This window comes from Stenotrophomonas sp. GD03794 (genome assembly GCF_029842145.1).
Lineage (GTDB): Bacteria > Pseudomonadota > Gammaproteobacteria > Xanthomonadales > Xanthomonadaceae > Stenotrophomonas > Stenotrophomonas riyadhensis.
Genome location: NZ_JAOCFV010000036.1, coordinates 20,728 through 47,204, shown reverse-complemented (window position 1 = coordinate 47,204; position 26,477 = coordinate 20,728). Strand labels below are relative to the sequence as shown.

Below are 26,477 nucleotides of genomic sequence, written 5' to 3'. Positions count from 1 at the left end.
AAGCGCGCTCGCCGAAGCGAGTGGGGGTGTCGTCCAGTCGGACCTCGCCGCGCTCGCCATGCGCGTGCGGGCTGCCTATCCGGCCAGTCCGTGGGATTGGCGGACCACGCAGCCGGATCACGTACTGCAGGAGGATATTGTGCTGACTGAAAGCCTGCAGATGCGCAGCGCGCCGTTGTACGACGCGGTGGTGGTGACGGGGGAACTGGCAGGGAAGGGAGTCACGTGCAAGGTGCGCAAGTCGGGAGAGGAGGGGCGCCTTTACGCCCAGCAGGTCAGCAGCCCATTGATCACCGTGCCGGCAGCCGGCGCGGAGCGGGGCAGGAACATCCTGTGCGATCGCGGAGAGCAGGCTGCTGTCGACCTGACTGTGCCGTTGTTCGCGAAGCCACTCAAGGCTGGGGAGGTTGGGCTGCTGCTGCCGCTGGACCTGGTAGAGGTTGTCGGTGCTGATGGCACGTGGCACGGCCAGTGCGAGTCGCTGCGGATCGAAGTGTCTGCCGACGACCGGGCGGTGGTGATTGAGCAGACAGCAACCCTGGAGAGGCACTACACCGATGCGGACTGACCTTTGGGATCAATTTGGCGATCTGGTTGGCGGCAGCCCGCGGCTGATCGCTACCGTCACCGCGCACAACTCTGATGGCACCAGCAGTTTGACCACCTACGACGGGGTGCAGATGCGCGCGTTCGGGCAGCTGCAGCTTACGGTTCCGTACAACGTCTGGGTGCGTGGCGGTAGGTTGGTGGAAGCTGCTCCGAACCTGCCGCTCTATGAATTGACCGTTTGACGAAACAGGGCGCTGCCTAGGTGTCGGCAACCATCGCGGCAACGGCGCAAATCAAACGACCTGCACGAGCAGGTCTTCGCGATTGTTTCGTGGCGTGTTCACCGCGCGGCTGACCCGATAGGCCTCCATGGCCGGAGGCTCGCTGGCCAGCAACATCGCCATCGCGTCGTCGGGGCTGGCGGCCATCCACTCATCGATCTGGCCGGCCTGCAACCACACCGGCATGCGGTCGTGGATGTCGGCCGAGACGCCGCTGCTGTCACCTGTGATGATGGTGAAGGTGCCCAGGTTGCCGTCGGGCAGCAGGGGGCTGGTGTCCTCCCACAGGCCGGCGGCCAGCAGCGGCCCGGTGGCGTGGATGAACCACGGGTCTTTCTTGCCGTCCTCGGGGCTCACCGACCACTCGTAGTAGCCGGCCATGGGGATCACGCACCGGCGCTTCTTGAACGCCGACCGGTAGGAGGGCTTGGTGGCCACCGTCTCGATGCGGGCGTTGATGGTCGATCCCTGCAGGCCCTTGGCCTTTGCCCAGAACGGCAGCAGACCCCAGGCCAGGCGGGTGACCTGCCGGCCTTCGTCGCGATCCAGGATCACTGAGGCGCGCTGCGTCGGCGCCAGGTTGTAGCTGGGCTGGATCTCGGCCAGGCCGGGGGCAAGGTCAGCCAACCCCGGCTGGCCGAAGTCGATCACGGGGAGCTGGACGAATCGGCCGCACATGGCCGGAGCCTAGCCCGGCCGAGCGTGGCCGGGGCGTGTAGGGCCCGGGCGAACTGTGACGCCTGCCCGGTGCCGTGCACGTCATCCTTACGGTAGCGGTTCTACGCTCGGGCTCCCCATGGAGGCCGGAGAGAGACATGCCCAACAGGGCTGTTGTATTTGTCAGCGAAGCGGTCGGCGACCTGACCATGGCCCACCTGTCCAGGATCATGGCGGACGCAGAGCGATTCAATCGCACCGCCGGAGTTACCGGGGTCACGCTGTTCGATGGACAGAGGTTCCTCGCTTACATGGAGGGGCCGCCCGACGGCCTGGATGTGGCCTTCTCCAGAGCGGCGGGCGCCACCAGCCATTCAAGCCTGATCGAGATTGCACGGGGTCGGGTTGGGCAGCGCCGGCTTCCCTATTGGCCGATGCGTTGCATCCCCCTTTCGCCGCCGGAGCTGGTGCAGCTGGTGCGGGCCGATTGGACTTCCTTCCTGCAGCGGGGAGGCGATCAAGTCGCCCCAGCCACCGCCATGGAGATGCTGGTGGCACTGGTCGAACCATTCGCCGAGGCTGCTTAAGCAGCGCCGCGCTGGCGCAAGCGCAGTGGACAGAGGGTAGGGCGACGGCCATAGTCACGGCTGGCCAATGGACGTGCCCAATGAGCATCCTCAACGTTCTGATCAGCCGTGACCAGCTTGTCGTTGCAGTGGATACGCTTGCCGAGGATGCGCTGACTGGCGCCTACTCTGCTGGTGCCAAGGTGCTCCTGATACCTCAGCACAACGTGCTGCTGGCCACGAGGGGCGGGGCCCAGTTCTTCCTGAAGATCTACGAGCTGGCTCTGCAGGCGAGCTTTCGGGCCGACTTCTCCATTGAGCAGCTTTCGGCCGAGATGGGACCTGTAATGGACCAACTTTGGTTGAACTATGAGAAGGCGGCCGCAGAGGCTGACCTGCCTATCGAACAGCTGGGGGCCGAGATTGTCCTGGGTGGTTGGTCGCCTAGAAACGGCAGAATGATTGCCACGGTCTACGCCAAGAGCGACAGTCGGCAGGCTACGTCAGTGCAGCCGATCGGCGGCCAGTTCGCGTCACCAGGTGATCCACTCAAAGGCGTGGCGCCGAGCATGCTGCAGGTCGACTTGATGGCGGCGGGACGTCTCCAGGCAAACTACCTCAACGAGGAGATGGGCCGGCAAGTCGCCGGAGGGCGTCTGTTGATCGGGTTCTTGCAGCAGGGCCAGGCGGTGGTGAAGGACCTGGGACTGATCTGACGCTATGGGCTAGGGGAGCTGGACGAATCGGCCGCACATGGTCGGAGGGTAGTCCTGCCGGGCGTGCCCAGCATGTGTAGGACATAGGCCCTACTTAACGTTCTATTTGCCTGATGACTAAGGCAGCAAGCGACAGACGCTAGTCTTCTGAGTCAGATTCTGAGCATTGAGGATGCTTAGGGGCGATGCGGGTGGAACTTCGCCGAGATCCTTGCTGCGAGCACGCGGATTTGCTCTAGCTTTTCGTCGTCTGGCTGGCGATGAGCTTGCTCGAACGTACCGCCTGTGACGACAGCATTTAGTTCATCACCGATGAGCTGTGCTTCGTCGATGGTCGTTCTTGATACTCCAAAGCCGCTCAAGTTGTGGATTCTGTTCCCAACATCCTCGAACAGGCCTTTGATCTTGGATTCCGCGGCAGCATCCTTTCCCGACGTTCGCCAATACGCTATGGCCTCGCGCGTCAGTGATTCTAAGCCATTGTCCACGGCATCTAGCCGTAGGTCTAGGCGGGCTCCTGCGCGATTTGCTGTGTTCGCACTACGCGCTGAGAAGTACCCAAAGAGGCCGCCGGCAGCCGCCCCTGCAACTCCACCGACAACGCCGCCTACGATAGCTGCGAACAGTCCGTCATCCATATTTTGAAGTCACTTTCCTAGAGGTACGGCCTTCTCGATATACGAAGATATACGCGACGGATATCGCATTGCGCCCGTTGAATTCGCAACCAAAGATAGATGCTTATCCAGATACGCCTTGGTAAAGCCGCAGTAGCGGATCAGGCCGCCGAAGGCCTCTTCTAAGAAGGATGATCCAAAGCCCTCGGTATTGTCTAGGATTACCTGGACTTGGTCATATTCCTTGAGCGCAGGCACAAGGAACTTGTCACGGAAGACTTCGCCGCTGAAGTCGCCGTCTTCTTCGTGCCTGCCAGCAGGAACGTTTGAGAAGTCTCGGCTGATATTGATGATCTTCATTTCATTCTTGACCATAGTCTTCAATAACCCACTCGATAAATGTTCCGTCGAAGGGGGAGGGAACAGCGAAAGAGCGTTCCTTTTCTACTTCATTCTCTCGGCTGTACACGTACGAGGCACGATTTGTAATAACACGCAACTGACCGCGAGAATTATGAGAGTCGACGTAACCCTTGATGTTCTCGCGTAAGCCTTTGCCGCGGTGAACTTCTCCAGTCTGCGATCTATTCTCACCATCCTTCGCGAACGCTGCTCGAACGATATGGGCATCGTCCTTCAGTAAATCAAACGGCACAACTTTGCGGATCGATTCCCATACCTTGCTGCGCGGCAGCGTCCGAGCAATGCCAACACCATGGTCCACTACCATGACAGTCATCGTACGCCGCTCAGCGTTCACGGAAGCTGAAATCCACCAGCGCTTGGGCCCCGATTCACGATCGTCAGGATAGGCATGCTGGGAGACGTTGGTCATTGCCTCCACGAGCCCTTCGTACAGGGCCTCTCGGTCTGCCACCGTTGGACCAAGTTCCTCAATTGAGGTCCGCAACCGCCTGGCAGGCTCCCCTGGACTCCTATGCCCTGTCTGAAATGGAACATATCGATCCTCACCTGCAACAATGGGATCATTTGCAACTCGACGAGTGTGCAGGACCTCGAAAAAGCCCATCTCCCGCAGACGGCGTCGGACACTTGGTGTCCAATTGTTAATATCGAAGGCGCGCAGCCATTTCGCCTCTGTCCGCTCGCGCCATTGATCGCACTCAGCAACCAGCAGTAGGGCTGCCGCTGGGGAGATATCCTTCAACGCTGCCAGGTCGATCAGATGGTTGCCTTGAAGAGACGTGGTGACGCGCACGTTCCTGAAGAACTCCATCGTCGCTTGGTAGTTGTCGTCTAAGTCGAGCACTGGCGGAGGGGTGAGTACCCTACGGCTGATCTTCTTGCCCAAGCGGTTGAAGTGTGGCCGCATGGGAGCAACTTTCCGCACCTGGGCTAGCGTCTCCTTGCCTGCTCTTGATCGGGCTGCACGTATGACCAGACGCTCCAGCCGTCGCTTCTCCCTCTTGGCAGCAACGCGCCGCCGCTTCCATGTGGCTGATTTTCTCACGGTTCCCCCCGAATGAACCCGTGAATGATAGGTGATTGTATCGAGAGTCGCAGCTTCTGAGACGTCCCCGGGTATTCTCCCGCCATGCTTCCCTCGCACGGCTACCAAGGCTTCCGCACCGCTCCCGTTCCCTCTGGCTGGGTCCAGATGGGGGAGAGCTGGGTGTTGTGGTGGAGCGGTCGACAGATCGCCAACATCAGATGCGGCAAGGATGGCGCTGTGCGCGTGCGTCTGGACGCTCGGAAGATGTGGCAGATCAAGGAGGTTCCGGCCGCCAGCATCGCCCAGGGCAAGCGCTACGCCGAGCGGTGGTGCGCAGTCCGGCTCTACCCGGAGATGCGCCTGCGCGCGGCTGTGGCCCGGCTGCTGGACACTACGCCAGCCGAACTGCTCGAACCGCTGCCCGGCCTGCCGCCGACCCGTGAGCAGCAGCAACAGGCCCGGCGCTTGGCCGAGGCCGGAGCGATGGAGATCGAGCGGATCAAGGAAGCGCTGGAGCCGCGCCGACCGCCGAAGGAGACCAAGCCCCGCCCGAAGGACGCGAGCAAAGCTTGGATGAGGGCAGGGCTGCAGCAGCTACGCCGCGGCGTCTGACCCGCCTACGTAATGGGATCATCCGGCAGATCTCGGACTTCTTCGCCTCCCCGCCATTCGCCCGTCTGGCGGTCCACATGAAGAATGCGCGCGCTGCCGCGTTTCGCGACCAGCACAAGATCTATGGTGCCCTTCCAGGATCGCGTCTGTGCCGGCTCGGTTCCCCGGTGGTAGATCGAGATGCGCTCGAAGGTGTCGGCCACCAGCTGGCGGGCCTTGGTCCGCGCGTCATAATCCAGCGCTTTCACGCCTTCCTGTAGTTCGGCCCATGCTTTGGCCACAGCCGGTGTGGGCGAGCTCGCGACTGCTGCCAGTTCGTGCTCTAGCGCTTCTACTTCGGATTGTTGCTCGACCAGCGCTGCTTCCAACTCTCTGGCCCGGCGCATGAATGCGGCCGGCGCGTCTCCTGCGTCATCTGCCAGCATGGCATCGGTGATCCGCTCAATCTTCGCGGTAGTGTCAGCTACCCGCGTACGCGCAACAGCCAATCTGCCGCTCAGCGCCTCAGTTCTATCCCCACCTTCAAGCAACCGGGCTAGATTCATCTGGTCCGCGCAGTAACTCATGATCGCGTGTTCAATGGGTACGACGCTGCAGCTGCCAGCAATGGCGCAGCCCATGCCCTGGGAGTTCCCCACGCATATCAACCGCCGGTGCCCGTGCTGCGGTCCGCCGTCTTCGCGGCGACCGCGGTTCATCAGGTTCTGCGCGACCATTGCCGACCCGCAGTAGCCGCAGTATGAGATCCGCAAGCCGGTGATCAGGCCGGGAATCTCACCAGTGCCCTTCTGTTTCGCCCGCTGCTCGGTCGCCTGCTGCAGGTCCGCGAACTGCTCGGCGCTCATGAGGGGCGGGTAGTACTCGGCCAGGCGGTACTCTTCGCCATCGATCTCCAGGACTTTTTCACCAATCAGGGCCCTGTTTCGCAGGATCCGGTAGAGCTGGCCAGCCGGGTTGCCGCCGTTGGTCAATTGCAGGCCTTCTTCAGCAAGGGTGCGCATGATCCTGACGGCTCCGTGGCCGTCCCTGAACATGCGGATTGCCAGCTTTACCGCCTCGGCGCGCTCTGGCACGAGCTGAAACGTCTTGGTCTCCGGGTCCAGCCGGGTCCAGCTAGGGTCCTTGCCGTTCCGGATGACCCCGCGCCAGGTCCCGTCCTGCCACCCCTTGCATTGGCGATGGATGGCAGCGCGCACGCGCTTGCTCTTGGTGTCCGATTCCTCGTGCGCACGGATCATCACCAGCAGGCTGTAGACAAGGTCCATGGGCTGGGCCTTGAGGCCGGCGCGGTTGTACTCCCGTCCGTCGCTGGCGGTTACCACCGTGATTCCGGCATTGATGATCTGCGCCAGCTGGGCCTGCGCTTGGATGGGCTCTGCGCGGCTCAGGCGGTCGAGACCTTCAACGATCAGGACCGAGCCGGCCGGGATGCGGCCCTCATCAATCGCGGCCAGGAAGACGCCCAGCGCGCCCTTGGTTACATGCCGTTGGTGGTACGCGGAGAGGCCTTCATCCTGCATGGACAGGGCGGCATCGAGAGCCATGCCGTGTTCGGCCGCCCAGCGCTTGGCATACTCCAGCTGCCGGTCGGCACTGCTGCCAGCTGCCTGTTTTGGATCACTGAAGCGCAAGTAGCTGTAAACTCTCGCCTTTGTAGCCATAGCGCCAGGTCAAAGTCGTGTCGGATCGTAGAAGTATAGGGTTTGTTTCATTGGGGTGCCCGAAGGCCCTTGTCGATTCCGAGCGCATCCTCACCCAGTTGCGGTCCGAGGGATACGACATCGTTCCGTCCTACGATTCGGCCGACGTGGTGGTGGTCAATACCTGCGGCTTCATCGATTCGGCGGTGACCGAGTCGCTGGACGCGATCGGCGAGGCGATGAACCAGAACGGCAAGGTCATCGTCACAGGCTGCCTGGGCAAGCGCCCGGAGCAGATCCGCGAGGCCTATCCGAACGTGCTGGCGGTGTCCGGCCCGCAGGACTACCAGAGCGTGATGGAAGCGGTGCACGAAGCGCTGCCGCCCAAGCACGATCCGTTCGTGGACCTGGTGCCCGACTACGGCATCAAGTTGACCCCGCGCCACTACGCGTATCTGAAGATTTCCGAAGGCTGCAACCACAAGTGCAGCTTCTGCATCATTCCGTCGATGCGCGGCAAGCTGGTTTCGCGCCCGGTGGATGAGGTGCTGCGTGAAGCCGAGCGCCTGGTGCGCGGTGGCGTGCGTGAGCTGCTGGTGGTATCGCAGGACACCTCGGCCTACGGCGTGGACGTGAAGTACGCCGAGAAGATGTGGCGCGACAAGGCCTACCAGACCCGTCTGAAGGCGCTGTGCGAAGGCCTGTCCGAGCTGGATGCCTGGGTGCGCATGCACTACGTCTACCCGTATCCGCACGTGGACGAGGTGGTGCCGCTGATGGCCGAGAATCGCATCCTGCCGTACCTGGACATCCCGTTCCAGCACGCCAGCCCGCGCATCCTGCGCCTGATGAAGCGCCCCGGCGCGGTCGAGAAGACCCTGGAGCGCGTGCAGAACTGGCGCCGCATCGCGCCGGACATCACCGTGCGTTCGACCTTCATCGTGGGTTTCCCTGGCGAGACCGAGGCCGAATTCGAAGAGCTGCTGTCGTTCCTGGACGAAGCGCAGCTGGACCGCGTGGGTGCGTTCGCCTATTCGCCGGTCGATGGTGCCACCGCCAACGACCTGCCGGATGCGGTTCCGGAGGAAGTGAAGCAGGAGCGCCTGGCCCGCTTCATGGAAAAGCAGGCGCAGATTTCCGCCGCACGCCTGGAAGCCAAGATTGGTACCGTGCAGCAGTGCCTGGTCGACGCCATCGAAGGTGATATCGCCGTGGCCCGTTCCAAGGCCGATGCGCCGGAGATCGACGGCCTGGTGCACATCCAGAACGCCGACCAGGTGCCGTTGCGCGTGGGTGAGTTCGTCGACGTGGAAATCACCGAGAGCGACGAGCACGACCTGTATGGTGACGCGCTGCCGGCCGCCACCCGCCCGGCATTCGATCTCAAGATGCTGTGACCGCGGCGACGGCCGCCGCCGGTGACGGCAGCGGTGTCCGCCGCTTCGTGCCGCCGCCGCGTGCGGCGGTCGATCCGCAGGTGTTCGCGCACCCGGTGTTCGCCGGGTTGCGCGACGTTCGTGATCTGTTGGAAGGCCCGGAGTGGCCGGCCGTCGCCGCGCTCGATGCGCGCCTGTCACTGCCCGGCAAGCACTTGATCGAGCAGGATGCCACGCTGCTGGCAGACGGCCTGCACTATGAAGCCCGCATCGCGCAGGGCCGCATCGCCACCCGCGCCGACAACTGGCATGACCTGTTCAATGCACTGGTGTGGGCCCGCTACCCGCAGCTCAAGCTGGCGCTCAATGCGCAGCAATGCCGGCATATCGAGGCCATGCCGCCCGGCCAGCGCAACCGCGCGCAGGCGGCACTGACCCAGTTCGACGAAACCGGTGTGATCGTGCGCGTGCGCGACAACACGTTGCTGCGCGCGTGGGACCTGCACGACTGGCGTGTGCTGTTCGAACCGGCATGCTGGCAGAGCGGTGACATCGCCATCGCTGCGGTATTCGGTCATGCGCTGATGGAGCAGGCGCTGCTGCCGGGGCGTTTGCTGGTTGGCAAGTGCGTGGTGGTGCAGGGCAAGGACGATGAGGCCAGCATTGCCGAGGTGGCTGCCGCCATCGCCGAGCACAGGGCTGTGACCGATCCCCTGCAGTTGCGTCCGCTGCCGCTGGCTGGCATCCCGGGTTGGTACGAAGGACAGGATGCCGCCTTCTACGCCAGTACCGATTACTTCCGACCGCTGCGTGCCGGCCGCCAGTACCCGTTGCCGCTGGCGCGGTGGCCGTTGTAGCGCCGAGCCCATGCTCGGCTGCGTATGCCCATCAGCCGAGCATGGGCTCGGCGCTACAAAGGGCAGGCAGTCGAGCAGGGCTCGACGCTACACAGGCGCGTATTCCACCCCGATCACCGCAAAGGTGAACTGGCCGCCGGGCAGTTCCACCGAAAATTCATCATCCAGCCGCTTCTTCAGCAGCGCCCTCGCCAGTGGTGAATCGATGCTGATCCAGCCCAGGCCAGCATCGGTCTCATCCGGCCCGACGATTCGGTAGCGGCTGGTGTCGCCGCTGTCCACGTTCTCCAGTTCCACCCACGCACCGAAGAACACCGCCTGCGGATCGGTCGGCGTGGTATCGACCACGCGCAGCGATTCCAGGCGCTTGGTCAGGTAGCGCACGCGGCGGTCGATCTCGCCCAGCTGCTTCTTGCGGTAGGTGTACTCGGCATTCTCGGAGCGGTCGCCTTCCGCTGCAGCAGCGGCCAGGGCCTTGACCACTTCCGGCCGTCGCAACCGCCACAGCTCATCCAGTTCGGCCTTCAACCGGGCATGGCCGGAGGCGGTGATCAGGGCAGTGCTTTTTTCTGCGGGGGGACGCCAACGGGACATGCAATGCGACTTCTTTTCTGGATGACGAAGGTGAGAGGGGTCGGAGCCCTCCCTGGCGGGAGGGATCCGACCCGTGGGTCAGAGCCCTTTCCCGGGGAAAGGGCTCTGACCTCGGCAGCGACAGATCAGCGCTTGCCGCCGAAGATGCCACCCAGCAGGCCGCGCACGATCTGGTTGCCCAGCTTGGTGCCGACGGTACGCGTGGTCTGCTTGGCCATGGTCTCGATCATGCCCTGGCGGCGCTTGGTGCCGAAGATCGCATCCTTGATCGCCTGGCCGAAACCGCCTTCCTGCGCTTCGTCCTGCTCGCGGCTGCGGGCGGCGGGAGCCTGCGCCTGCTCGACCGTCTTCTGCGCGCGCTGGGCCAGCAGCTCGGCGGCCGATTCGCGGTTGATCGCGGTGTCGTAGCGGGTGCCGACCGGGCTGCCGGCACGCACCTGGGCGCGCTCGGCCTCGGTGATCGGTCCCATCCGGCAGCGCGGCGGCGCGATCATCGTCTGCTGCACCGGCATCGGTACGCCCTTGTCCTGCAGCGTGGAGACCAGGGCCTCACCGGTGCCGAGCTGGCTCAATACCTTGGCCACGTCCAGCTTGGGGTTCGGCACGAAAGTCTCGGCGGCGGTCTTCACCGCCTTCTGGTCGCGCGGGGTGAACGCGCGCAGCGCATGCTGCACGCGGTTGCCGAGCTGGCCGAGGATGTTGCCTGGCACGTCGTCGGGGAACTGCGAGCAGAAGTACACACCCACGCCCTTGGAGCGGATCAGGCGCACCACCTGCTCGATACGCTGCACCAGCGAGGCCGGTGCGTCGTCGAACAGCAGGTGGGCCTCGTCGAAGATGAAGACCAGCTTCGGCTTGTCCAGGTCGCCCACTTCCGGCAGCTGCTCGAACAGTTCCGACAGCAGCCACAGCAGGAAGGTGGAGTACAGCTTGGGCTTGAGCACCAACTGGTCGGCGGCGAGGATGCCGATCATGCCGCGGCCGTCGTGGTTGACCCGCATGATGTCGGCCAGTTCCAGCGCCGGTTCGCCGAAGAAGTTCTCGCCACCGTCCTGCGCCAGGCGCAGCACCGAACGCTGGATCGCGGCGATCGACTGCGCGCTGACCAGGCCGTACTCGGTGGAGATGTCCTTGCGCTCCTCGGCGACCAGGCCGAGCAGGGCGCGCAGGTCATCCATGTCCAGCAGCAGCAGGCCGCGGTCGTCGGCCAGCTTGAATACGATATCGAGCACCCCGGCCTGGGTGTCGTTCAATTCGAGGATGCGCGACAGCAGGGTCGGGCCCATCTCACTGACGGTGGTGCGCACCGGGTGGCCGAGCTTGCCGTACAGGTCCCAGAAAATGGTCGGGCTGGCGGCCGGCGCATAGTCGGCCACGCCGATCTCGGCCGCGCGCTTGAGCAGGTTCTCGGCACCGGTGCCGGGCACGGCCAGGCCTGACACATCGCCCTTCACATCGGCCAGGAACACCGGCACGCCCAGCCGCGAGAAGCCCTCGGCCAGGGTCATCAGGGTTACGGTCTTGCCGGTACCGGTGGCGCCGGCCACCAGGCCGTGGCGGTTGCCGAGTTTCGGCAGCAGGGTGACGGCAATATCGTCGGTGATGCCTTTGCCGAGCAGAATCGGATCCATGGTCCAGCCCTTGTGGTGAATAGCCCAATGTTAACCGCCGGCGGTGACGGTCCGAAGGTCGGCTTGCCCGGACCTTGGCGGCGCCGCTACTCTGCCTGCCTGTTTCGCACACAGTGCCATCAATGCCCGTTCCTGTCCTGATTTCCCGTGGTTGGCCGCTGCTGGCCCTGGCCGGCCTGGTTTCCCTGGCGCCCGACGCCCATGCGCAGCGGGTTTCGGCCCGGGACAAGGCGAAGGTCGATGCGCTGCAGCAGCGCATGACCGTTGCCGAGAAGCGCTACAGCGATGCGCTGCTGCTGGTCGCCAATGCCGACCCCAAGGGCAGCAACGAGGCCGACGCCGCGCTGGAGGACATGGAGGATGTCCTCAACGACTGCGTCAAGCAGAAGGGCTGCCAGATGGGCACCCTGCTGGCCAGCTACAAGCGCCTGCTCAAGCATGACGCCGATGCCGCTGCCAGCGATGACGTGGCCGACGAGGGCGGCGACCGTCTGGAAGCCGACCCCGACCATATCGGCCCGCTCACCGCCGACGTGCCGGAGGCCGCGCGCGCTGCCGCGCTGCTGAACGACAAGCGGCACGCCTTCGACAGCATGGTCGAGTACAACCCGGCGGTGCAGGCCGGCATCCGCCGCTGGCTGACCGACATGCGCCCGGCGCTGCTGACCAGCTACGAGAATTACCAGAACCTGCGCGCGGTGATGTGGCCGGAGTGGGAGAAGCGAGGCCTGCCCGAGGCACTGCTGTTCGGCATCATGGCCAAGGAATCCAATGGCCGTGTGCATGCCTCCTCGCGTGCCGGCGCGGCTGGCCTGATGCAGTTCATGCCGGCCACCGGCCGCCGCTTCGGCCTGGGCCCGGACGGCACCGGCTTCGATACCCGTTTCGACGCGCGTAGCGCGGCCGAGGCCAGCGCCAGCTATCTCAACGAACGCCTGCGCGAACTGAACAACAACGTGGAAATGTCGGTGGCCGCCTACAACGGTGGTGAAGGCCGTGCCGCGCGCGTGTTCAAGCAGAGCGCTGGGCAGAGCTTCTGGACCGACAGCGTCTACAACCAGTTCCCTGGCGAGACCAAGGACTATGTGCCGATGGTGATCGCCGCGGCCTGGATCTTCCTGCACCCGCAGCAGTACGGCGTGGAGTTCCCGAAGATCAGCGCGCAGCCGGCCACGCTGCGCCTGGCCAAGTCCACCACCATCTACGAACTGACCATCTGCCTGGGCAGCCACGGCACCCGTGATGGCTACATGCGCGCGCTGCGCAACCTCAACCCGCGCTATGAAGCCGATGGCTGGATTCCGGCCGGCACGCTGATCAACGCCACTACCCGCATCGCTGGCCTGTACCAGCGCAACTGCGTCAGTGGCCCGCGTGCCGACCTGGCCCGCACCCTGATCACCGCTGATCTGAACGCGGCGATCAAGCGCCCGACCGCGGCCAGCTATACCGGCAGCGTGGCGGTGGGCGGCGTGGTGCCGGTGGCCGATGCGGCAGCGTCCACCAGCGTGCCGACCGCACCGGTGGCCGCGGTGGCGACGCCACGCCCGGCACCGGCCCGACCGAAACCCGTGCGCAGCCACAAGGTGGGCAAGGGCGAGACCCTGGGCGCCATTGCCGCGAAGTTCCAGTGCGACGTGCCGACCCTGGCCCGCGCCAACGGCCTGAAAGCCCCGGCCTACAGTCTGCGCCACGGCCAGACGCTGAAGCTGCAGGGCTGCGACAAGTAATCCCCACGACCCCCGGAACCCGCATGGACCTCGAAGACACCCGCAACCTGTTCGCCAACCTCCGCGAAAACACCGACTGGGACATCAACGGCCCATTGCTGTGGGGGTATTTCTTCGTCCACTCCAGCGCCGAGCCGCTGCAGGTACTGGCCGACCACCTGCAGGCGCAGGGCTACAGCTTTGTCGAGCTGTTCGAACAGGAGCCGGAAGAGGGCGACGCGCCGTTCCACGTGCTGCACGTGGAGCGCGTGGAAATCCACGACGAAGCCTCGCTGGACCGCCGCAACCAGGAATTCGCTGCCCTGGCCGCGGAAAAGGGCGTGGAAGACTACGACGGCATGGACGTCGGCCCGGCCCCGGCCCTGCAGTAGCGCGCGTACCGGTAGTGCCGGCCGCTGGCCGGCAATGCTCGTCGCGTTGGATCAACGGAGATGCCGGCCAGCGGCCGGCACTACCGAAGCCTCAGCGCAGCTTCGCCAGCGCCTGGCCCAGCTGCACCGGGCTTTCGGCGCCCAGCTGCGGGGCGAACTCGGCCACGCCCGGCGGCAGCAGCACGATCACGGTCGAGCCGTAGTTGAAGCGCGCCATCTCGGCAAAACGTTCCAGCTGGATGCCCTGGCCGCGGTAGTCCTTGCGGGTGATGCGATCACCATAGGCCGGGATCTCCTCGCCGCTCCATACGGTTTCCACGCCGGAGACCAACAGCGCACCGACCATCACGCTGACCATCGGGCCGAAGCTGGTGTCGAAATGGCAGACCAGGCGCTCGTTGCGCGCAAACAGGCGCGGCACGCCGTTGACGGCCGCCGGGCCGACGCTGAACAGGCGTCCCGGCACGTGCACGGTTTCGCGCAGGGTGCCGGTCCACGGCATGTGCACGCGGTGGTAATCGCGCGGGGACAGGTACACGGTGGCGTACAGGCCATCGTTGTACGGCTTGGCATCCTCGTCACTGCCCAGCAGCTCGGCGGCGGTGAACGACTGGCCCTTGGCCTGGAAAATGCGTCCGGCCTCGATCCTGCCGAGCTGGCTGATGCGGCCGTCGGCCGGCATCACCAGGCTGCGCGGATCGGCATCGGCCACGCGCGCGCCCGGCTTCAGGGCACGGGTGAAGAACTGGTTGAAGGTGGCGTAGCTGCGCGGGTCCGGGTTGGCCGCTTCGTCCAGGTTGACGTTGAACTTGCGGGTGACCGTGTCGATCAGCCAGCGCGACACGCGCGGATCGTCCGAGTACGCCAGCGAGCGCGCCATCGAGGACAGCAGGCGGTGGGGCAGGACGTACGTCAGGGCGGTGGTGAGACTCATGGGGCGGTTTTCTCGGTCAGCTTCTGCAGGTCGCGGGCAATCGCCGGCGCGTTGAACGGGGGGCGTACCAGGCCGGCCAGGCGGCCCTGCGGATCAAGCACGGCCAGGCTGGCCGAATGCTCGACGGTGTAATCCTCGGGATTTTCGTCGAAGTGCTTGCCCGGCACCTTCTGGAACACGAAGCCCAGCGAGGTGGCAAAACGTTCCAGCGAGGGAACGTCGGCGGTGGCGGCCAGGGTGTCCTTGTGGAAACCGTGCACGTACTCGCCGAGGCGGGTGGCGCTGTCACGGTCGGGGTCGACCGAGATGAACAGCACGCGCGGGCGCAGGCTGTCGGGCAGGGCCTCCCACTGGTTCTGTGCGCCGGCCAGCTCGGCCAGCGTGGTTGGGCAGACGTCGGGGCAGAAGGTGAAGCCCAGGAACACCAGGGTCCAGTGGCCCTTCAGCTCGCCCGGGATCAGCCGGGTGCCGTCGGACTGGGCCAGGTTGAAGTCGGGCAGTTCACGCGGTTGCGGGTACAGCGTGATCGCTTCGGTGGCCGGGGCGTTGGCCGGCGGCTTCGGCGCGAACACCTGCTGGGCGGTCAGCAGGCCGAGCCCCGCCGCCAGGGCGATCAGCAGGATGATGCCGGCGTTGCGATTGAACATGGGGGCTCCCGCGCGAAATGGGCTCCATCATACCGGCTGCGGCCCGATCGTTTCCGCCGCAACGGATGCCGCCGCGGGCGCCAGCCCCTATAATCGGGGGCCACTTTGCCCGCAGTACCGCCATGACCGCTGAAACGGCCGCCGAACTCCACACGATCATCGATCTGATCCGCTACGGCACCAGCCGTTTCAACGAAGCCGGGCTGACCTTCGGGCACAGCTATGACAACGCGCTGGACGAGGCCACCCAGCTGGTGCTGCACAGCCTGCACCTGCCGCACGACCTCGGCCCGGCCTACGGCCAGGCGCGCCTGCTGCAGGCCGAGAAGCTGCGCGTGCTGGAACTGTTCCAGCGTCGCATCGACGAACGCATCCCGGCCGCCTACCTGACCGGTGAGGCCTGGTTCGCCGGCCTGAGTTTCAAGAGCGACGCGCGCGCCCTGGTGCCGCGCTCGCCGATCGCCGAGCTGATCGAGTGCGGTTTCGAGCCGTGGCTGGCAGGTCGTGACGTGCATCGTGCACTGGACCTGTGCACCGGTTCGGGCTGCATCGCCATCGCCATGGGGCACTACTACCCGAACTGGGAAGTGGACGGTGTCGACCTGAGCGACGACGCGCTGTCGTTGGCGGAGGAGAACAAGGAGCGCCTGCAGGCGCACAACGTCACCCTGCTCAAGTCGGACCTGTTCAATGGCCTGACCGGCCGCCACTACGACCTGATCGTCACCAATCCGCCGTACGTCACCAACGACGAGACCGATGCCCTGCCGCAGGAGTACTCCTACGAGCCGGAGATGGGCCTGCGTGCCGGCGACGACGGCCTGGACCTGGTGCTGAAGATCCTGCGCGATGCCCCGCTGCACCTGAGCGAGGACGGCCTGCTGATCTGTGAAGTGGGCGAGTCCGAGCAGCACCTGATCAAGCTGCTGCCGGAAGTCGACTTCGCCTGGATCGAATTCAAGGTTGGCCAGATGGGCATCTTCGCGGTCGAATGCCGCGAGCTGATCGCCCACAGCGCCCGCATCACCGAACTGGCGGCGCAGCGCCCGTGAGTTCCAATTCGTTCGGCAAGCTGTTCACCGTCACCACGTTCGGCGAGTCGCACGGGCCGGCCATCGGCTGCGTGATCGATGGCTGCCCTCCGGGGCTGGCGCTGGACGCGGCCGAATTCGCCCACGACCTGCAGCGTCGCGCTACCGGCAAGAGCCGGCACACCTCGGCCCGCCGCGAGGCCGATGAGGTCGAGATCCTGTCCGGCGTGTACGAGGGCCTGACCACCGGCACGCCGATCGCCCTGCTGATCCGCAACACCGACCAGCGCAGCAAGGACTACGCCAACATCGGCCAGCAGTTCCGGCCGGGCCATGCCGACTACAGCTACTGGCACAAGTACGGCATCCGCGACCCGCGCGGTGGCGGTCGTTCTTCCGCGCGCGAGACCACCATGCGCGTGGCCGCCGGCGTGGTCGCCAAGAAATGGCTGGCCGAGCGCTTCGGCGTGACCGTGCGCGGCTACCTGTCGCAGCTGGGCGACATCACCCCGGCCGGTTTCGACTGGTCGGCGGTGGAAGACAATCCGTTCTTCTGGCCGCACGCCGCACAGGTGCCCGAGCTGGAGGCGTACATGGATGCGTTGCGCAAGTCCGGTGATTCGGTCGGTGCGCGCGTGGACGTGGTGGCCGACAACGTGCCGCCGGGCTGGGGCGAGCCGATCTACGGCAAGCTCGATGGCGAACTGGCCGCCGCGCTGATGAGCATCAACGCGGTGAAGGGCGTTGAGATCGGCGACGGTTTCGCCAGCGCCGCACAGAAGGGCACCGAACATCGCGACCTGCTGACCCCGCAGGGCTTCGCCAGCAACCATGCCGGCGGCATCCTTGGCGGCATTTCCACCGGCCAGCCGGTGGTCGCCTCGATCGCGTTGAAGCCGACCTCCAGCCTGCGCCTGCCGGGCCCGTCGCTGGATACCGCCGGCAACGTGGTGGAGGTGGTCACCACCGGTCGCCACGATCCCTGCGTCGGCATCCGCGCCACCCCGATCGCCGAGGCGATGGTGGCGATGGTGCTGATGGACCAGGCGCTGCGCCATCGCGCGCAGTGCGGCGATGTCGGCACGATCACCCCGCGCATTCCCGGGCAGATCGATGGCTGACACGCGGCCGACCGTGTGGGTGAGCCAGCCGCTGATCGACGCGGCCATCGCGCCGCTGCGCGATCGCGTGCAGCTGCGCAGCACCGACACCGTCACCGCCTGGTCGCCCGAGCAGATCGCCGAGCAGCTGGCCAGCGCCGACGGCGCCATCATCACCCTCAACGAGCGCATCGGCGCAGCGCAGGTGGCCGATGCCGCGCAGTTGCAGGTGATCGCCAATGTCGGTGTCGGCTACAACAACCTGGATGTCGACGCGCTCAGTGCGGTCGGTATCCTGGCCAGCAACACGCCGGACGTCCTGACTGAAACCACCGCCGATCTCGGCTTCGCGCTGCTGATGGCCACCGCGCGCCGCATCACCGAGTCCGAGCGCTGGCTGCGCGAGGGCCAGTGGCAGCAGTGGTCGTTCCAGACCATGCTTGGTGCCGACATCCACGGCAGCACGCTGGGCATCCTTGGCATGGGCCGCATCGGCCAGGGCATCGCCCGTCGCGGCGCGCACGGTTTCGGCATGAAGGTGCTGTACCACAACCGCTCGCAGCTGTCCGCCGCGACCGAGGCGGAGGTGGGGGCCCGTTATGTGGACCTGGACACGCTGCTGGCACAGTCCGATCACCTGCTGCTGGTGCTGCCGTACACGCCGGCCTCGCATCATCTGATCGATGCCGCCGCGCTGGCGAAGATGAAGCCGTCGGCGACGCTGGTGAACATCGCCCGCGGCGGCCTGGTCGATGAGATCGCGCTGGCCGATGCACTGGCCAACGGTCGCCTTGCTGCAGCGGGTCTGGATGTGTACGAAGGCGAGCCAAAGGTACGCCCCGAACTGCTGGCGCTGCGCAACGTCGTGCTCACTCCGCACATCGGCAGCGCCTCGCTGGCCACGCGCACGGCGATGGTACAGCTGGCCGTGGATAATCTGGTTGCCGGGCTCGGCCTGGACGGTGGCCCGTCGCGCATGCCGAGCGCGATCAACGCTGACGCGGCGATGGCCGCGCGCGTGACTCTGGGCAAAAAAACCGGGAAACGATAGGGAACCTCCGCGCGCCCCGCTTGAGGAGGTTCCCCGAACCCAGCTGTCGTGCGTGTTTTTTCCCATCCCCGTTTTCGTGAGAGTTTCCCCCATGAGCAATGCACAGCGCAGTTTCCACGTCGCAGTCGTCGGTGCCACCGGTGCGGTCGGCGAGACCATGTTGTCGATCCTGGCCGAGCGCGGTTTCCCGGTCGGTACCCTGAGTGTCCTGGCCTCCGAGCGTTCGGCCGGCGGTGAGATCGAATTCAACGGCCAGAAGGTCAAGGTCCAGGATCTGGCCACCTTTGATCCGACCGGCGTCGAGATCGCCCTGTTCTCGGCCGGTGGCAGCGTGTCCAAGGAATACGCACCGAAGTTCGCCGCCGCCGGTGCGGTGGTGATCGACAACTCCTCGGCGTTCCGATACGACGATGACGTGCCGCTGGTGGTGTCCGAGGTCAACCCGGAGCAGGTCGCCAACCGTCCGCGTGGCATCATCGCCAACCCGAACTGCTCGACCATGCAGATGCTGGTGGCACTGGCGCCGCTGCACCGCAAGTACGGCATCGAGCGCATCAACGTCTCCACCTACCAGTCGGTGTCCGGCGGTGGCCGTTCGGCAACCGAGGAGCTGGGCAAGCAGACCGGCCAGCTGCTGAGCTTCCAGGAAATCGATCCGCAGCGTTTCCCGGTGCAGATCGCTTTCAACCTGATCCCGCACATCGACGACTTCCAGGACAACGGCTTCACCAAGGAAGAGATGAAGCTGATCTGGGAGACCCGCAAGATCCTCGGCGACGACAGCATCCTGGTGAACCCGACCGCGGTGCGCGTGCCGGTGTTCTACGGCCACTCCGAGTCGGTGGCGATCGAGACCCGCGACAAGGTCACCGTCGCCGAAGCGCGTGCGCTGCTGGAGCAGTCGCCGGGCGTCGAAGTGGTGGATCGCCACGAGGCCGGTGGTTACCCGACCCCGGTCACCCACGCCTCGGGCACCGACGCGGTGTACGTTGGCCGCATCCGCGAAGATCTGTCGCATCCGCGCGGCCTGAACCTGTGGATCGTGTCGGACAACGTGCGCAAGGGTGCGGCGCTGAACGCCGTGCAGCTGGCCGAACTGGTCGCCGCCGAGCAGCGCTGATCTCCGGTTATGTAGCGTCGAGCCATGCTCGACTGCTTGTCGGTAGTGCCGGCTGCTGGCCGGCATTGCCCTGATCCACCAGTTGAAGGGATTGCCGGCCAGCGGCCGGCACTACCTCAAGGGTCTTTCCGGTGGGTGCGGACCTTGGTCCGCACGCTTTATAGTGTCGCCCATGAATAAACGGGCCAAGGGCGCAAAGCGCCCGCTCAGCTATCTTTCCGCCGCGCTGCTGGCCCTGGCCAGCAGTTCGGCGTTTGCCCTGGGCCTGGGTGATATCCGGGTCCTGTCCAAGCCGGGCCAGCCGTTGCTGGCCGAAATCCCGGTGGTCTCGGCCGATCCGTCCGAGCTGGAGAACCTGCGCGTCGCGCTGGCCTCACCGGTCACCTTCGAGCGTGTCGGCCTGCAGCGGCCGACCGGGCTGGTCAGCGAACTGCAGTTCGAACTGACCCGCAATGCGCAGGGCAGGGCGGTGGTGCGGGTGACTTCGCAGGCGCCGGTCGAGACCCCGTCGCTGAGCTTCCTGATCGAGGCCGACTGGGGCCAGGGCCGGCTGGTGCGCGAGTATTCGGCGCTGGTTGATGCACCGTCCAGTGCGCTGGCAGTAACCGAACCGGAGATCGTTGCCCCGGCAGGCACGCTTTCCAACACGATTGCCCGCGAGCCGGCGCCCGTGTCTGCAACGGAGGCGCCCGATGTGCCGACCCGTGCCGCTGCAGCGACACCACCGGCACCGGCACGGCCGCGTGCGGCACCTGCACCGGTAGCGGCCACTCCGGTTGATGGCAGCATCACCGTGCAGCGCGGTCAGACCCTTTCGCAGATCGCCAGTGCGGTGGCGCGCGGCAACCAGGTCAGCCGCGACCGCGCGATGATCGCCCTGCTGCGAGCCAATCCCGAAGCCTTCATCCGTGGCAACGTCAACCTACTCAAGCAGGGCGCGGTGCTGCGTGTGCCGGGCAGCGATGCGCTGGCCGCCGTGGATGCGGCGGAGGCCGCTGCGCTGGTGCGCGAGCACGCCGCGCAATGGCGGCAGGCACGTACCGTTCCGCAGCCGGCGGGAACGGTCGCACCGGTCGCCAGGGCGGCAACCACGAGCGCTTCTTCCCCGGCTGCGGCCAATGGCGCACGACTTGAGATCGCTCCGGCGCTGGCGTCCGACGCCGCGCATGCGGGCACAACCACCGGCACCGCTGCCGGCAGCGAGGGTGACATGCTGGGCAACGAACAACTGCGCCAGGCGCGTGAAGACATCGCCACCCGCGATGCCGAGATCGGCGAGCTGAAGCAGCGCGTGGCCGATCTGGAGAAGCTGAAGGAACAGCAGCAGTCGCTGATCGCGATGAAGGACAACGACCTGGCGGCCGCGCAGCAGCGACTGGCGCAGGCCCCGGGGGCCCGTGACGCGGTGACGCCGTGGTACTGGCTGGGCCTGCCGGTGCTGCTGCTGGCGGCCGGTGCGGCCTGGCTGCTGCGCCGTCGCAAGCCGTCGCCGCTGCCGCCGCTGCGTGAAGAAGACGATGCCGCGGGCCTGACGGCTGCGGTGCCGGCGGGCGCGGCGTTGGATACGCTGGCCGAGCAGTCTTCATGGTCGTCGGCGGTAGCCGATGGCGGCCGCCACGAGCCGGCGATGCCGGCCTGGGCGAGCGAGCCCGAGGTGCAGGCCGAAGCCGCAGTCGATCCGATCACCGACCCCATGGCGCCGCCCGAGTGGCGGGCTGACTCGCTGCGTGACGAAGACGTGGTCGTACTGCCCGAGGCGGTGACCGATCTGCCGCGCTGGGACGAACCCGCGACCGCCAGCGGCGAGGGTGTCGTCGTCGAGCCGGTGCAGGATGAACCGATTGCACCGGAAGCCCCGGCCGACATCGGTGTGCCGGACTATGCGCTGCATGCCGAACAGCAACCGCAGTTCCGTGGCGTGTTCGATCTGCCGGCAGAAACGCATGACGTCGACGCTCCGGTCGATGCCATCGATCAGGCGCCCATCGACCGCGACGGCATCGATGCCCCGCATCACGAGGATGCCGCGCCGATCACCGCGGCGGCGGGCACCGACGCTGGCTGGTCGCCCCGTGCGGGCCAGGAGCGCCTGGAGCTGGCCATCGCCTATCTCGACCTGGGCGACGCGCAGACTGCGCGTACCCTGCTGCTGGAGGTCGCAGAAGGCGGCGACCTGCACAGCCAGGCACAGGCGCGCGAATTGCTGGCGCGCCTGCCGTGACCGAACCTGCCGACAAGGACCGTGCCATGAGCCGCGAGCGCCGCATCGACTACGTTGAGTTCGCCTCCAGTGATCCGGCCGCCAGCCGCGCCTTTTTCGAGAAGGTGTTCGGCTGGTCGTTCGTCGACTATGGCAGCGACTACACCGCTTTCGACGATGGCCGCCTGCAGGGCGGCTTCTTCCGCGGCCAGCCGCAACGGGCCAGTGACAGCGGCGCGGCTTTGCTGGTGCTGTACGCCGACCAGTTGGCGCCGATCGAGGCGGCGGTGCGTGATGCCGGCGGCGAGATCGTGCGCCCGGTGTTTTCTTTCCCCGGTGGCAGCCGCTTCCAGTTCGTCGAGCCCGGTGGCAACGAACTGGCGGTCTGGTCCGAACGCGATCCGGCCTGAGCGCCGCCCACCCGCAACATCGAGGTAGCACATGCGTTACGCGCTTGGCGTCGAGTACGACGGCAGCGATTTCAGGGGCTGGCAGAACCTGGGCGAGGGCGGTTCCAGCGTGCAGGCCAGCCTCGAGCAGGCCCTGTCGTCGGTGGCCGACGCGCCACTGCAGGTGGTCTGTGCCGGCCGCACCGATGCCGGTGTGCATGGCCAATGCCAGGTCGTCCACTTCGATACCGACGTGGTGCGCGATCCGCGCGCCTGGATGCTGGGTACCACCACCCGCCTGCCGCGCTCGATCGCAGTGCGTTGGTGCGTGCCGGTGGCCGATGATTTCCATGCCCGTTTCTCGGCGCGTGCGCGTCGCTACCGCTACCGCCTGCTCAACCGTGAAGTGCGGCCGGCGCTGGAGCGCCAGACCCTCAGCTGGGAGCGCCGGGCGCTGGACGAGACCCTGATGCATGCGGCCGGCCAGGCCCTGCTCGGCGAGAACGACTTCAGCGCGTTCCGTTCGGTGCAGTGCCAGGCGCTGCATGCCCGGCGTGAACTGCAGTCACTGCAGGTCAGCCGCCAGGGCGAGGTGATCGAGGTCGCCGTGCAGGGCAATGCATTCCTTCATCACATGGTCCGCAATATCGTCGGATCGTTGATCCTGGTGGGCAGCGGCGAAAAGCCGGTGGAATGGATCGCCGAACTGCTGGCCGGGCGCGATCGCACCGTAGCTGGCCCCACCGCACCGCCGCAGGGCCTGGTGTTCCTTGGGCCCCTGTACCCCGACAACTGGCATCTGCCCGCCGAGGTCACGCTATGAGCCGCTCCTACTACCGTACACGCATCAAGTTCTGTGGCATGACCCGTGCCGGCGATGTCCGCCTGGCCGGTGAACTGGGCGTGGACGCGGTGGGCTTCATCTTTGCCCGCGAGAGCAGCCGCCGGGTCGCGCCGGCCGAGGCCCGCGCGATGCGCCAGGCGATCGCGCCGATGGTCGACGTGGTGGCGCTGTTCCGCAACAACAGCAAGGAAGAGGTGCGCGAGGTGCTGCGCACGGTGCGTCCGACCCTGCTGCAGTTCCATGGCGAGGAAGACGAGAGCTTCTGCCGCAGCTTCAACATGCCCTACCTGAAGGCGATCGCCATGGGCGGGCGTGAAGAGGTCAACGCCCGCACCCTGCAGCTGCGCTATCCCAGCGCCGCTGGCTTCCTGTTCGACAGCCACGCACCGGGTGGTGGTGGCGGTACCGGCGTAGCGTTCGACTGGGGCCGCATTCCGACCGGGTTGCACCGGCCGTTCCTGCTGGCCGGTGGCCTGAACCCGGAAAACGTCTATGACGCCGTCCTGGCCACGCTGCCGTGGGGCGTGGACGTCTCCAGTGGCATCGAGCTGGAGCCGGGCATCAAGGACGGGTACAAGATGCGCACCTTCGTCGAAGAAGTGCGCCGCGCGGACTGCACGGTTCTGGAGTGATACGCGTCACCCTTTGTCGTGATTTGCGGCCGGATTTGAGCCTGCACGCATTCTTCACATAGGATGGAGCCAACGCGCCTGCCAAGAGGGCCGGCGCGGGGATCGACGGGGCGCGCTCTGCGCGTCCCGAACGGGCGAACACCGCCCACTGCCCAGGAAGGCAAAGCGATGCAGGAATTCCTCACCGTCGTGTTCGGTTTCCCGACCCTGCCGTACAGCATCGTGCTGGCGGTGGCGGTGCTGTATTGGGCGCTGGCGGCGTTCGGCCTGGTCGATGACGGGTTCGGCGATGCCGGCGCCGATGGTGCGCTGCATGGCGATCACCACGACCTGCAGGGCCTGTCCGCGCTGCTGGCGCGCTGGGGCCTGGGCGGGGTGCCGCTCATGCTGGTGGTGACGCTGCTGGGCTTCTTCGCCTGGATCGTCACCTATTTCATCCATCTGTTCGTGCTGCTGCCGCTGCCCGACCTGCTGCGCTGGTCGATCGGCGCGGTCGTGGCCGTGCTGGCGCCGTTGCCAGCGGTGCCGGTCACTGCGCTGCTGCTGCGGCCCATCCGCCGGTTCCTGCTGCGCCTGCGACCAGTGGCGCAGGCCTCGCTGCTGGGACGGACCGGCGTGGTCGCCTCGCCCAGGGTGGATGCCCGCAGCGGTCACGCCACCTTCGACGACGGTGGTGCCGGGCTGGTGCTGCAGGTGCGCAGCGACATCGAACTGCAGCGTGGCGAGCGCATCGTGCTGGTCGAGCACATGGCCGAACAACACTATTACCGGGTGGTCCGCGCTGATGCGGTCGCCCTCGATTTCCAGGACAACCTGCTTCCGGGCAACAAGGAGAATCACTGATGACATTGGCAACCATGGCCCCCTTCCTGATCGGCGTGGTGGTCCTGCTGGTCGGCCTGCTCGGCCTGGCCGGCCTGTTCAAGGCCTTCTACCGCAAGGTCGACCAGGGTGTGGCCCTGATCGTCAACGACATGAGCTCCACGCCCAAGGTGCATTTCACTGGCGCACTGATCATCCCGGTGCTGTACCGCGCCGAGCTGATGCGGATCAGCCTGATCACCCTGCAGATCGATCGCCGCGGCAAGGAGGGCCTGATCTGCCGCGACAACATGCGTGCCGACATCGCCGTGGCCTTCTACCTGCGGGTCAACGAGACCCAGGCCGACGTGCTGCGCGTGGCCAAGGCCATCGGTGCCGACCGTGCGTCGGACAAGCACGCCGTCGATGAGCTGTTCAACGCCAAGTTCTCCGAAGCGCTGAAGACGGTTGGCAAGAAGTTCGACTTCACCGAACTGTTCGAGAAGCGCCAGGAATTCCGCGACGAGATCATCGCGGTGATCGGCAACGACCTCAATGGCTACGTGCTGGAAGACGTGGCGATCGACTACCTGGAGCAGACGCCGAAGTCGCTGCTGGACCAGTTCAACATTCTCGACGCGCAGGGCATCCGCAAGATCACCGAGCTGACCGCCGCGCAGAACGTGGTGACCAACGAGCTGGAACAGAACGAAAAGCTCGCCATCACCAAGAAGAATGTGGAGGCACGTGAAGCGCTGCTGGCGCTGGAACGCCAGCAGGCCGAAGCCGAAGCACGCCAGAAGCGCGAGATCGAGACCATCCGTGCCCGCGAGGAAGCCGAGACCGCCAAGGTGCAGGAAGAACAGCGCCAGCTGTCCGAGAACGCCCGCATCGAAGCACAGCAGCTGATCGAGATCCGCGACCAGAACCGCCTGCGCGAAGTGGAAGTGGCCGAGCAGAACCGCCAGCGCGCCGTGGCCATCGAGGCCGAGCGCGTGGAGCGCGCGCGCCAGCTGGAGCAGGTCACCACCGACCGCGAAGTGCAGCTGCAGGGCGTGGAGCGCGACAAGGTGGTCGAGCAGGGCAAGATGGATGTGGCCAACATCACCCGCGAACGCATCTCCATCGACAAGACCGTGGCCCAGGAAGAGGAGCGCATCAAGGAAGTGCGCGAGGTCTCCGAGGCCGACCGCCAGAAGCAGGTGCTGATCCTGGAAGCCGAAGCCAAGGCGCAGGAATCGCTGGTGCGCGAGGTGAAGGAAGCGCAGGCACGCGAAACCGCCTCCAAGCACCGCGCGGTGGAACTGACCACGCTGGCCCAGGCCGAACACGAAGCGGCCGGCAAGCAGGCCGAAGCCAAGCGACTGCTGGCCGACGCACTGCGCGCCGAGCAGGCCGCGCCGGGCCTGGCCGAAGCGCAGGTGCGTGAAGCCTCCGCGCTGGCCATCGAGAAGGTCGGCATCGCCGAGGCCCGCGTGATCGAAGCCAAGGCCGAAGCCAGCCTGAAGCAGGGCAGCAACGAGGCCCAGGTGCTGGCGCAGACCCTGCAGGCGCAGGCACAGGGCGAGGAGAAGATGGGCCTGGCCCGTGCCACTGCCACCGAATCGCTGGGCAATGCCGAAGCCGGCGTGGTGCAGAAGAAGCTGCTGGCCGAGGCCGAAGGCCTGGTGCGCAAGTTCGAGGCCATCGCCTCGCTGAGCGACCAGGCACGTGGCCACGAAGAGTTCCGCATGATGCTGGACAACAGCCTGAAGCAGGCGCTGGCCTCGATCGAAGCCGGCAAGGAAGTCTCGCGCGAGAACGCCAACGTCATCGCCAGTGCGCTGCGCAATGCCGACATCGATCTGGTCGGCGGCGACGGCGGCATGTTCGAGAATCTGGTCAAGGCGGTTTCGCTGGGCAAGTCGATCGAAGGCTTCGCCGGCAAGAGCCCGATCGTGCAGGAGCTGATGCAGCGCTACCTGGGCGTGGCCGTGGCCGAACCGGCCCCGCGCCAGATCACCGAGGATGCCGACGCTGTGCCGACCGTGTCGGCCACCGTGGTCGACAGCGCCCGTTGATGCATGGGGCGGTGGCCG

The 26,477-nt window shown here is 66.0% G+C and carries 27 protein-coding genes and 1 pseudogene; 19 read left to right on the top strand and 9 right to left on the bottom strand.

Annotated elements, in window-relative coordinates:
- Positions 1-568: pseudogene (locus N5D91_RS17095) on the top strand (hypothetical protein); the annotation flags it as partial.
- A complete protein-coding gene (locus N5D91_RS17090) occupies positions 558-791 on the top strand; it encodes a hypothetical protein (RefSeq protein ID WP_004152742.1) in 234 nt (77 codons plus the stop codon). The pseudogene N5D91_RS17095 and the gene N5D91_RS17090, both read left to right, overlap by 11 nt.
- A gap of 51 nt (positions 792-842) precedes the next feature.
- Here the strand turns inward: N5D91_RS17090 and N5D91_RS17085 are convergent, their stop codons facing one another.
- Positions 843-1,508, bottom strand: coding sequence for an SOS response-associated peptidase (locus N5D91_RS17085; protein ID WP_279908694.1), 666 nt, complete (start codon positions 1,506-1,508; stop codon positions 843-845).
- Positions 1,509-1,645: 137 nt separating this feature from the next.
- On the opposite strand from N5D91_RS17085, the gene N5D91_RS17080 reads away from it, so the two are divergent.
- Entirely contained in the window at positions 1,646-2,074 is a 429-nt protein-coding gene (locus N5D91_RS17080; RefSeq protein WP_279908696.1) for a BLUF domain-containing protein, read from the top strand.
- An 80-nt stretch (positions 2,075-2,154) separates the two neighbouring features.
- Positions 2,155-2,769 (top strand): hypothetical protein, encoded by a 615-nt coding sequence (locus tag N5D91_RS17075; protein WP_279908698.1) that lies wholly within the window; start codon positions 2,155-2,157, stop codon positions 2,767-2,769.
- Between the two features lie 176 nt (positions 2,770-2,945).
- Here N5D91_RS17075 and N5D91_RS17070 read toward each other — a convergent pair whose 3' ends face one another.
- From N5D91_RS17070 to N5D91_RS17060, 3 genes are read right to left on the bottom strand one after another with little or no spacing between them, the layout of a single operon-like run.
- On the bottom strand, positions 2,946-3,407 hold the full coding sequence (locus tag N5D91_RS17070; RefSeq protein ID WP_279908700.1) for a hypothetical protein: 462 nt from the start codon (positions 3,405-3,407) through the stop codon (positions 2,946-2,948).
- Between the two features lie 9 nt (positions 3,408-3,416).
- Positions 3,417-3,746 (bottom strand): STAS-like domain-containing protein, encoded by a 330-nt coding sequence (locus N5D91_RS17065; protein WP_279908701.1) that lies wholly within the window; start codon positions 3,744-3,746, stop codon positions 3,417-3,419.
- 1 nt (position 3,747) lies between these two features.
- Positions 3,748-4,698, bottom strand: coding sequence for a hypothetical protein (locus N5D91_RS17060; protein WP_279922714.1), 951 nt, complete (start codon positions 4,696-4,698; stop codon positions 3,748-3,750).
- 405 nt (positions 4,699-5,103) lie between these two features.
- Here N5D91_RS17060 and N5D91_RS17055 point away from each other — a divergent pair, with 405 nt between their 5' ends.
- A complete protein-coding gene (locus tag N5D91_RS17055) occupies positions 5,104-5,451 on the top strand; it encodes a hypothetical protein (RefSeq protein WP_343238108.1) in 348 nt (115 codons plus the stop codon).
- Positions 5,452-5,456: 5 nt separating this feature from the next.
- Here N5D91_RS17055 and N5D91_RS17050 read toward each other — a convergent pair whose 3' ends face one another.
- Entirely contained in the window at positions 5,457-7,082 is a 1,626-nt protein-coding gene (locus N5D91_RS17050; protein ID WP_279908706.1) for a recombinase family protein, read from the bottom strand.
- A gap of 47 nt (positions 7,083-7,129) precedes the next feature.
- Between N5D91_RS17050 and rimO the strand changes: the two genes are divergently transcribed.
- Together rimO and N5D91_RS17040 are read left to right on the top strand one after the other, a co-directional pair.
- Positions 7,130-8,488 (top strand): 30S ribosomal protein S12 methylthiotransferase RimO, encoded by a 1,359-nt coding sequence (rimO, locus tag N5D91_RS17045; RefSeq protein ID WP_279908708.1) that lies wholly within the window; start codon positions 7,130-7,132, stop codon positions 8,486-8,488.
- Positions 8,485-9,324, top strand: a complete 840-nt coding sequence (locus tag N5D91_RS17040; RefSeq protein ID WP_110713020.1) for a DUF3025 domain-containing protein — start codon at positions 8,485-8,487, stop codon at positions 9,322-9,324. Before rimO ends, N5D91_RS17040 begins: the two co-directional genes overlap by 4 nt.
- Positions 9,325-9,411: 87 nt before the next feature.
- Here the strand turns inward: N5D91_RS17040 and greB are convergent, their stop codons facing one another.
- The gene (gene greB, locus N5D91_RS17035) at positions 9,412-9,918 is read right to left on the bottom strand and encodes a transcription elongation factor GreB (protein ID WP_110713018.1); all 507 of its coding nucleotides are present in this window, start codon (positions 9,916-9,918) and stop codon (positions 9,412-9,414) included.
- 125 nt (positions 9,919-10,043) lie between these two features.
- Positions 10,044-11,549 (bottom strand): helicase HerA-like domain-containing protein, encoded by a 1,506-nt coding sequence (locus N5D91_RS17030; protein ID WP_110713017.1) that lies wholly within the window; start codon positions 11,547-11,549, stop codon positions 10,044-10,046.
- Between the two features lie 122 nt (positions 11,550-11,671).
- Between N5D91_RS17030 and N5D91_RS17025 the strand changes: the two genes are divergently transcribed.
- Together N5D91_RS17025 and N5D91_RS17020 are read left to right on the top strand one after the other, a co-directional pair.
- Positions 11,672-13,279 carry a transglycosylase SLT domain-containing protein gene (locus tag N5D91_RS17025; RefSeq protein ID WP_110713015.1) on the top strand — a complete coding sequence of 536 codons (1,608 nt, stop codon included), beginning with the start codon at positions 11,672-11,674 and terminating at the stop codon, positions 13,277-13,279.
- Between the two features lie 23 nt (positions 13,280-13,302).
- Complete coding sequence (locus N5D91_RS17020) at positions 13,303-13,650, top strand: ribonuclease E inhibitor RraB (protein WP_110713014.1); 348 nt, start codon at positions 13,303-13,305, stop codon at positions 13,648-13,650.
- 91 nt (positions 13,651-13,741) lie between these two features.
- Here N5D91_RS17020 and asd read toward each other — a convergent pair whose 3' ends face one another.
- Complete coding sequence (gene asd / locus N5D91_RS17015; RefSeq protein ID WP_153855806.1) at positions 13,742-14,584, bottom strand: archaetidylserine decarboxylase; 843 nt, start codon at positions 14,582-14,584, stop codon at positions 13,742-13,744.
- Positions 14,581-15,231 (bottom strand): SCO family protein, encoded by a 651-nt coding sequence (locus tag N5D91_RS17010; protein WP_180853745.1) that lies wholly within the window; start codon positions 15,229-15,231, stop codon positions 14,581-14,583. Before N5D91_RS17010 ends, asd begins: the two co-directional genes overlap by 4 nt.
- A gap of 122 nt (positions 15,232-15,353) precedes the next feature.
- On the opposite strand from N5D91_RS17010, the gene prmB reads away from it, so the two are divergent.
- The 10 genes from prmB to N5D91_RS16960 all read left to right on the top strand — a co-directional run bounded on the left by prmB (position 15,354) and on the right by N5D91_RS16960 (position 26,459).
- Complete coding sequence (gene prmB / locus N5D91_RS17005) at positions 15,354-16,283, top strand: 50S ribosomal protein L3 N(5)-glutamine methyltransferase (protein WP_110713009.1); 930 nt, start codon at positions 15,354-15,356, stop codon at positions 16,281-16,283.
- Positions 16,280-17,383 (top strand): chorismate synthase, encoded by a 1,104-nt coding sequence (gene aroC / locus N5D91_RS17000; protein ID WP_005410486.1) that lies wholly within the window; start codon positions 16,280-16,282, stop codon positions 17,381-17,383. Before prmB ends, aroC begins: the two co-directional genes overlap by 4 nt.
- Complete coding sequence (locus tag N5D91_RS16995; protein ID WP_180853744.1) at positions 17,376-18,413, top strand: D-glycerate dehydrogenase; 1,038 nt, start codon at positions 17,376-17,378, stop codon at positions 18,411-18,413. The genes aroC and N5D91_RS16995 overlap by 8 nt, the downstream gene beginning before the upstream one ends.
- A 91-nt stretch (positions 18,414-18,504) precedes the next feature.
- Entirely contained in the window at positions 18,505-19,533 is a 1,029-nt protein-coding gene (locus tag N5D91_RS16990) for an aspartate-semialdehyde dehydrogenase (protein ID WP_180853743.1), read from the top strand.
- Between the two features lie 172 nt (positions 19,534-19,705).
- On the top strand, positions 19,706-21,754 hold the full coding sequence (locus N5D91_RS16985) for a FimV/HubP family polar landmark protein (protein WP_110713005.1): 2,049 nt from the start codon (positions 19,706-19,708) through the stop codon (positions 21,752-21,754).
- A 26-nt stretch (positions 21,755-21,780) separates the two neighbouring features.
- Positions 21,781-22,143, top strand: a complete 363-nt coding sequence (locus N5D91_RS16980) for a VOC family protein (protein ID WP_164161535.1) — start codon at positions 21,781-21,783, stop codon at positions 22,141-22,143.
- 31 nt (positions 22,144-22,174) lie between these two features.
- Complete coding sequence (gene truA, locus N5D91_RS16975) at positions 22,175-22,945, top strand: tRNA pseudouridine(38-40) synthase TruA (RefSeq protein ID WP_180853742.1); 771 nt, start codon at positions 22,175-22,177, stop codon at positions 22,943-22,945.
- On the top strand, positions 22,942-23,598 hold the full coding sequence (locus tag N5D91_RS16970) for a phosphoribosylanthranilate isomerase (protein ID WP_049429515.1): 657 nt from the start codon (positions 22,942-22,944) through the stop codon (positions 23,596-23,598). Before truA ends, N5D91_RS16970 begins: the two co-directional genes overlap by 4 nt.
- A gap of 168 nt (positions 23,599-23,766) precedes the next feature.
- Positions 23,767-24,441: an OB-fold-containig protein gene (locus tag N5D91_RS16965; RefSeq protein ID WP_110713002.1), complete on the top strand. Its 675-nt coding sequence runs from the start codon at positions 23,767-23,769 to the stop codon at positions 24,439-24,441.
- The gene (locus tag N5D91_RS16960) at positions 24,441-26,459 is read left to right on the top strand and encodes a hypothetical protein (protein ID WP_180846267.1); all 2,019 of its coding nucleotides are present in this window, start codon (positions 24,441-24,443) and stop codon (positions 26,457-26,459) included. Before N5D91_RS16965 ends, N5D91_RS16960 begins: the two co-directional genes overlap by 1 nt.
- The last annotated feature ends 18 nt before the right edge of the window (positions 26,460-26,477 follow it).

Bases quoted from the DNA above. Each gene is read 5' to 3' on its own strand.
- N5D91_RS16995 (WP_180853744.1), top strand. From the start codon at position 17,376: ATGGCTGACACGCGGCCGACCGTGTGGGTGAGCCAGCCGCTGATCGAC.
- N5D91_RS16960 (WP_180846267.1), top strand. From the start codon at position 24,441: ATGACATTGGCAACCATGGCCCCCTTCCTGATCGGCGTGGTGGTCCTG.
- N5D91_RS17090 (WP_004152742.1), top strand. From the start codon at position 558: ATGCGGACTGACCTTTGGGATCAATTTGGCGATCTGGTTGGCGGCAGC.
- N5D91_RS16990 (WP_180853743.1), top strand. From the start codon at position 18,505: ATGAGCAATGCACAGCGCAGTTTCCACGTCGCAGTCGTCGGTGCCACC.
- N5D91_RS17020 (WP_110713014.1), top strand. From the start codon at position 13,303: ATGGACCTCGAAGACACCCGCAACCTGTTCGCCAACCTCCGCGAAAAC.
- N5D91_RS17010 (WP_180853745.1), bottom strand. From the start codon at position 15,231: ATGTTCAATCGCAACGCCGGCATCATCCTGCTGATCGCCCTGGCGGCG.
- N5D91_RS17075 (WP_279908698.1), top strand. From the start codon at position 2,155: ATGAGCATCCTCAACGTTCTGATCAGCCGTGACCAGCTTGTCGTTGCA.
- N5D91_RS17080 (WP_279908696.1), top strand. From the start codon at position 1,646: ATGCCCAACAGGGCTGTTGTATTTGTCAGCGAAGCGGTCGGCGACCTG.
- N5D91_RS17055 (WP_343238108.1), top strand. From the start codon at position 5,104: ATGTGGCAGATCAAGGAGGTTCCGGCCGCCAGCATCGCCCAGGGCAAG.
- N5D91_RS17070 (WP_279908700.1), bottom strand. From the start codon at position 3,407: ATGGATGACGGACTGTTCGCAGCTATCGTAGGCGGCGTTGTCGGTGGA.
- N5D91_RS16965 (WP_110713002.1), top strand. From the start codon at position 23,767: ATGCAGGAATTCCTCACCGTCGTGTTCGGTTTCCCGACCCTGCCGTAC.
- N5D91_RS16985 (WP_110713005.1), top strand. From the start codon at position 19,706: ATGAATAAACGGGCCAAGGGCGCAAAGCGCCCGCTCAGCTATCTTTCC.
- greB (WP_110713018.1), bottom strand. From the start codon at position 9,918: ATGTCCCGTTGGCGTCCCCCCGCAGAAAAAAGCACTGCCCTGATCACC.
- truA (WP_180853742.1), top strand. From the start codon at position 22,175: ATGCGTTACGCGCTTGGCGTCGAGTACGACGGCAGCGATTTCAGGGGC.
- N5D91_RS16980 (WP_164161535.1), top strand. From the start codon at position 21,781: ATGAGCCGCGAGCGCCGCATCGACTACGTTGAGTTCGCCTCCAGTGAT.
- N5D91_RS17085 (WP_279908694.1), bottom strand. From the start codon at position 1,508: ATGTGCGGCCGATTCGTCCAGCTCCCCGTGATCGACTTCGGCCAGCCG.
- N5D91_RS16970 (WP_049429515.1), top strand. From the start codon at position 22,942: ATGAGCCGCTCCTACTACCGTACACGCATCAAGTTCTGTGGCATGACC.
- N5D91_RS17025 (WP_110713015.1), top strand. From the start codon at position 11,672: ATGCCCGTTCCTGTCCTGATTTCCCGTGGTTGGCCGCTGCTGGCCCTG.
- asd (WP_153855806.1), bottom strand. From the start codon at position 14,584: ATGAGTCTCACCACCGCCCTGACGTACGTCCTGCCCCACCGCCTGCTG.
- N5D91_RS17030 (WP_110713017.1), bottom strand. From the start codon at position 11,549: ATGGATCCGATTCTGCTCGGCAAAGGCATCACCGACGATATTGCCGTC.
- N5D91_RS17065 (WP_279908701.1), bottom strand. From the start codon at position 3,746: ATGAAGATCATCAATATCAGCCGAGACTTCTCAAACGTTCCTGCTGGC.
- prmB (WP_110713009.1), top strand. From the start codon at position 15,354: ATGACCGCTGAAACGGCCGCCGAACTCCACACGATCATCGATCTGATC.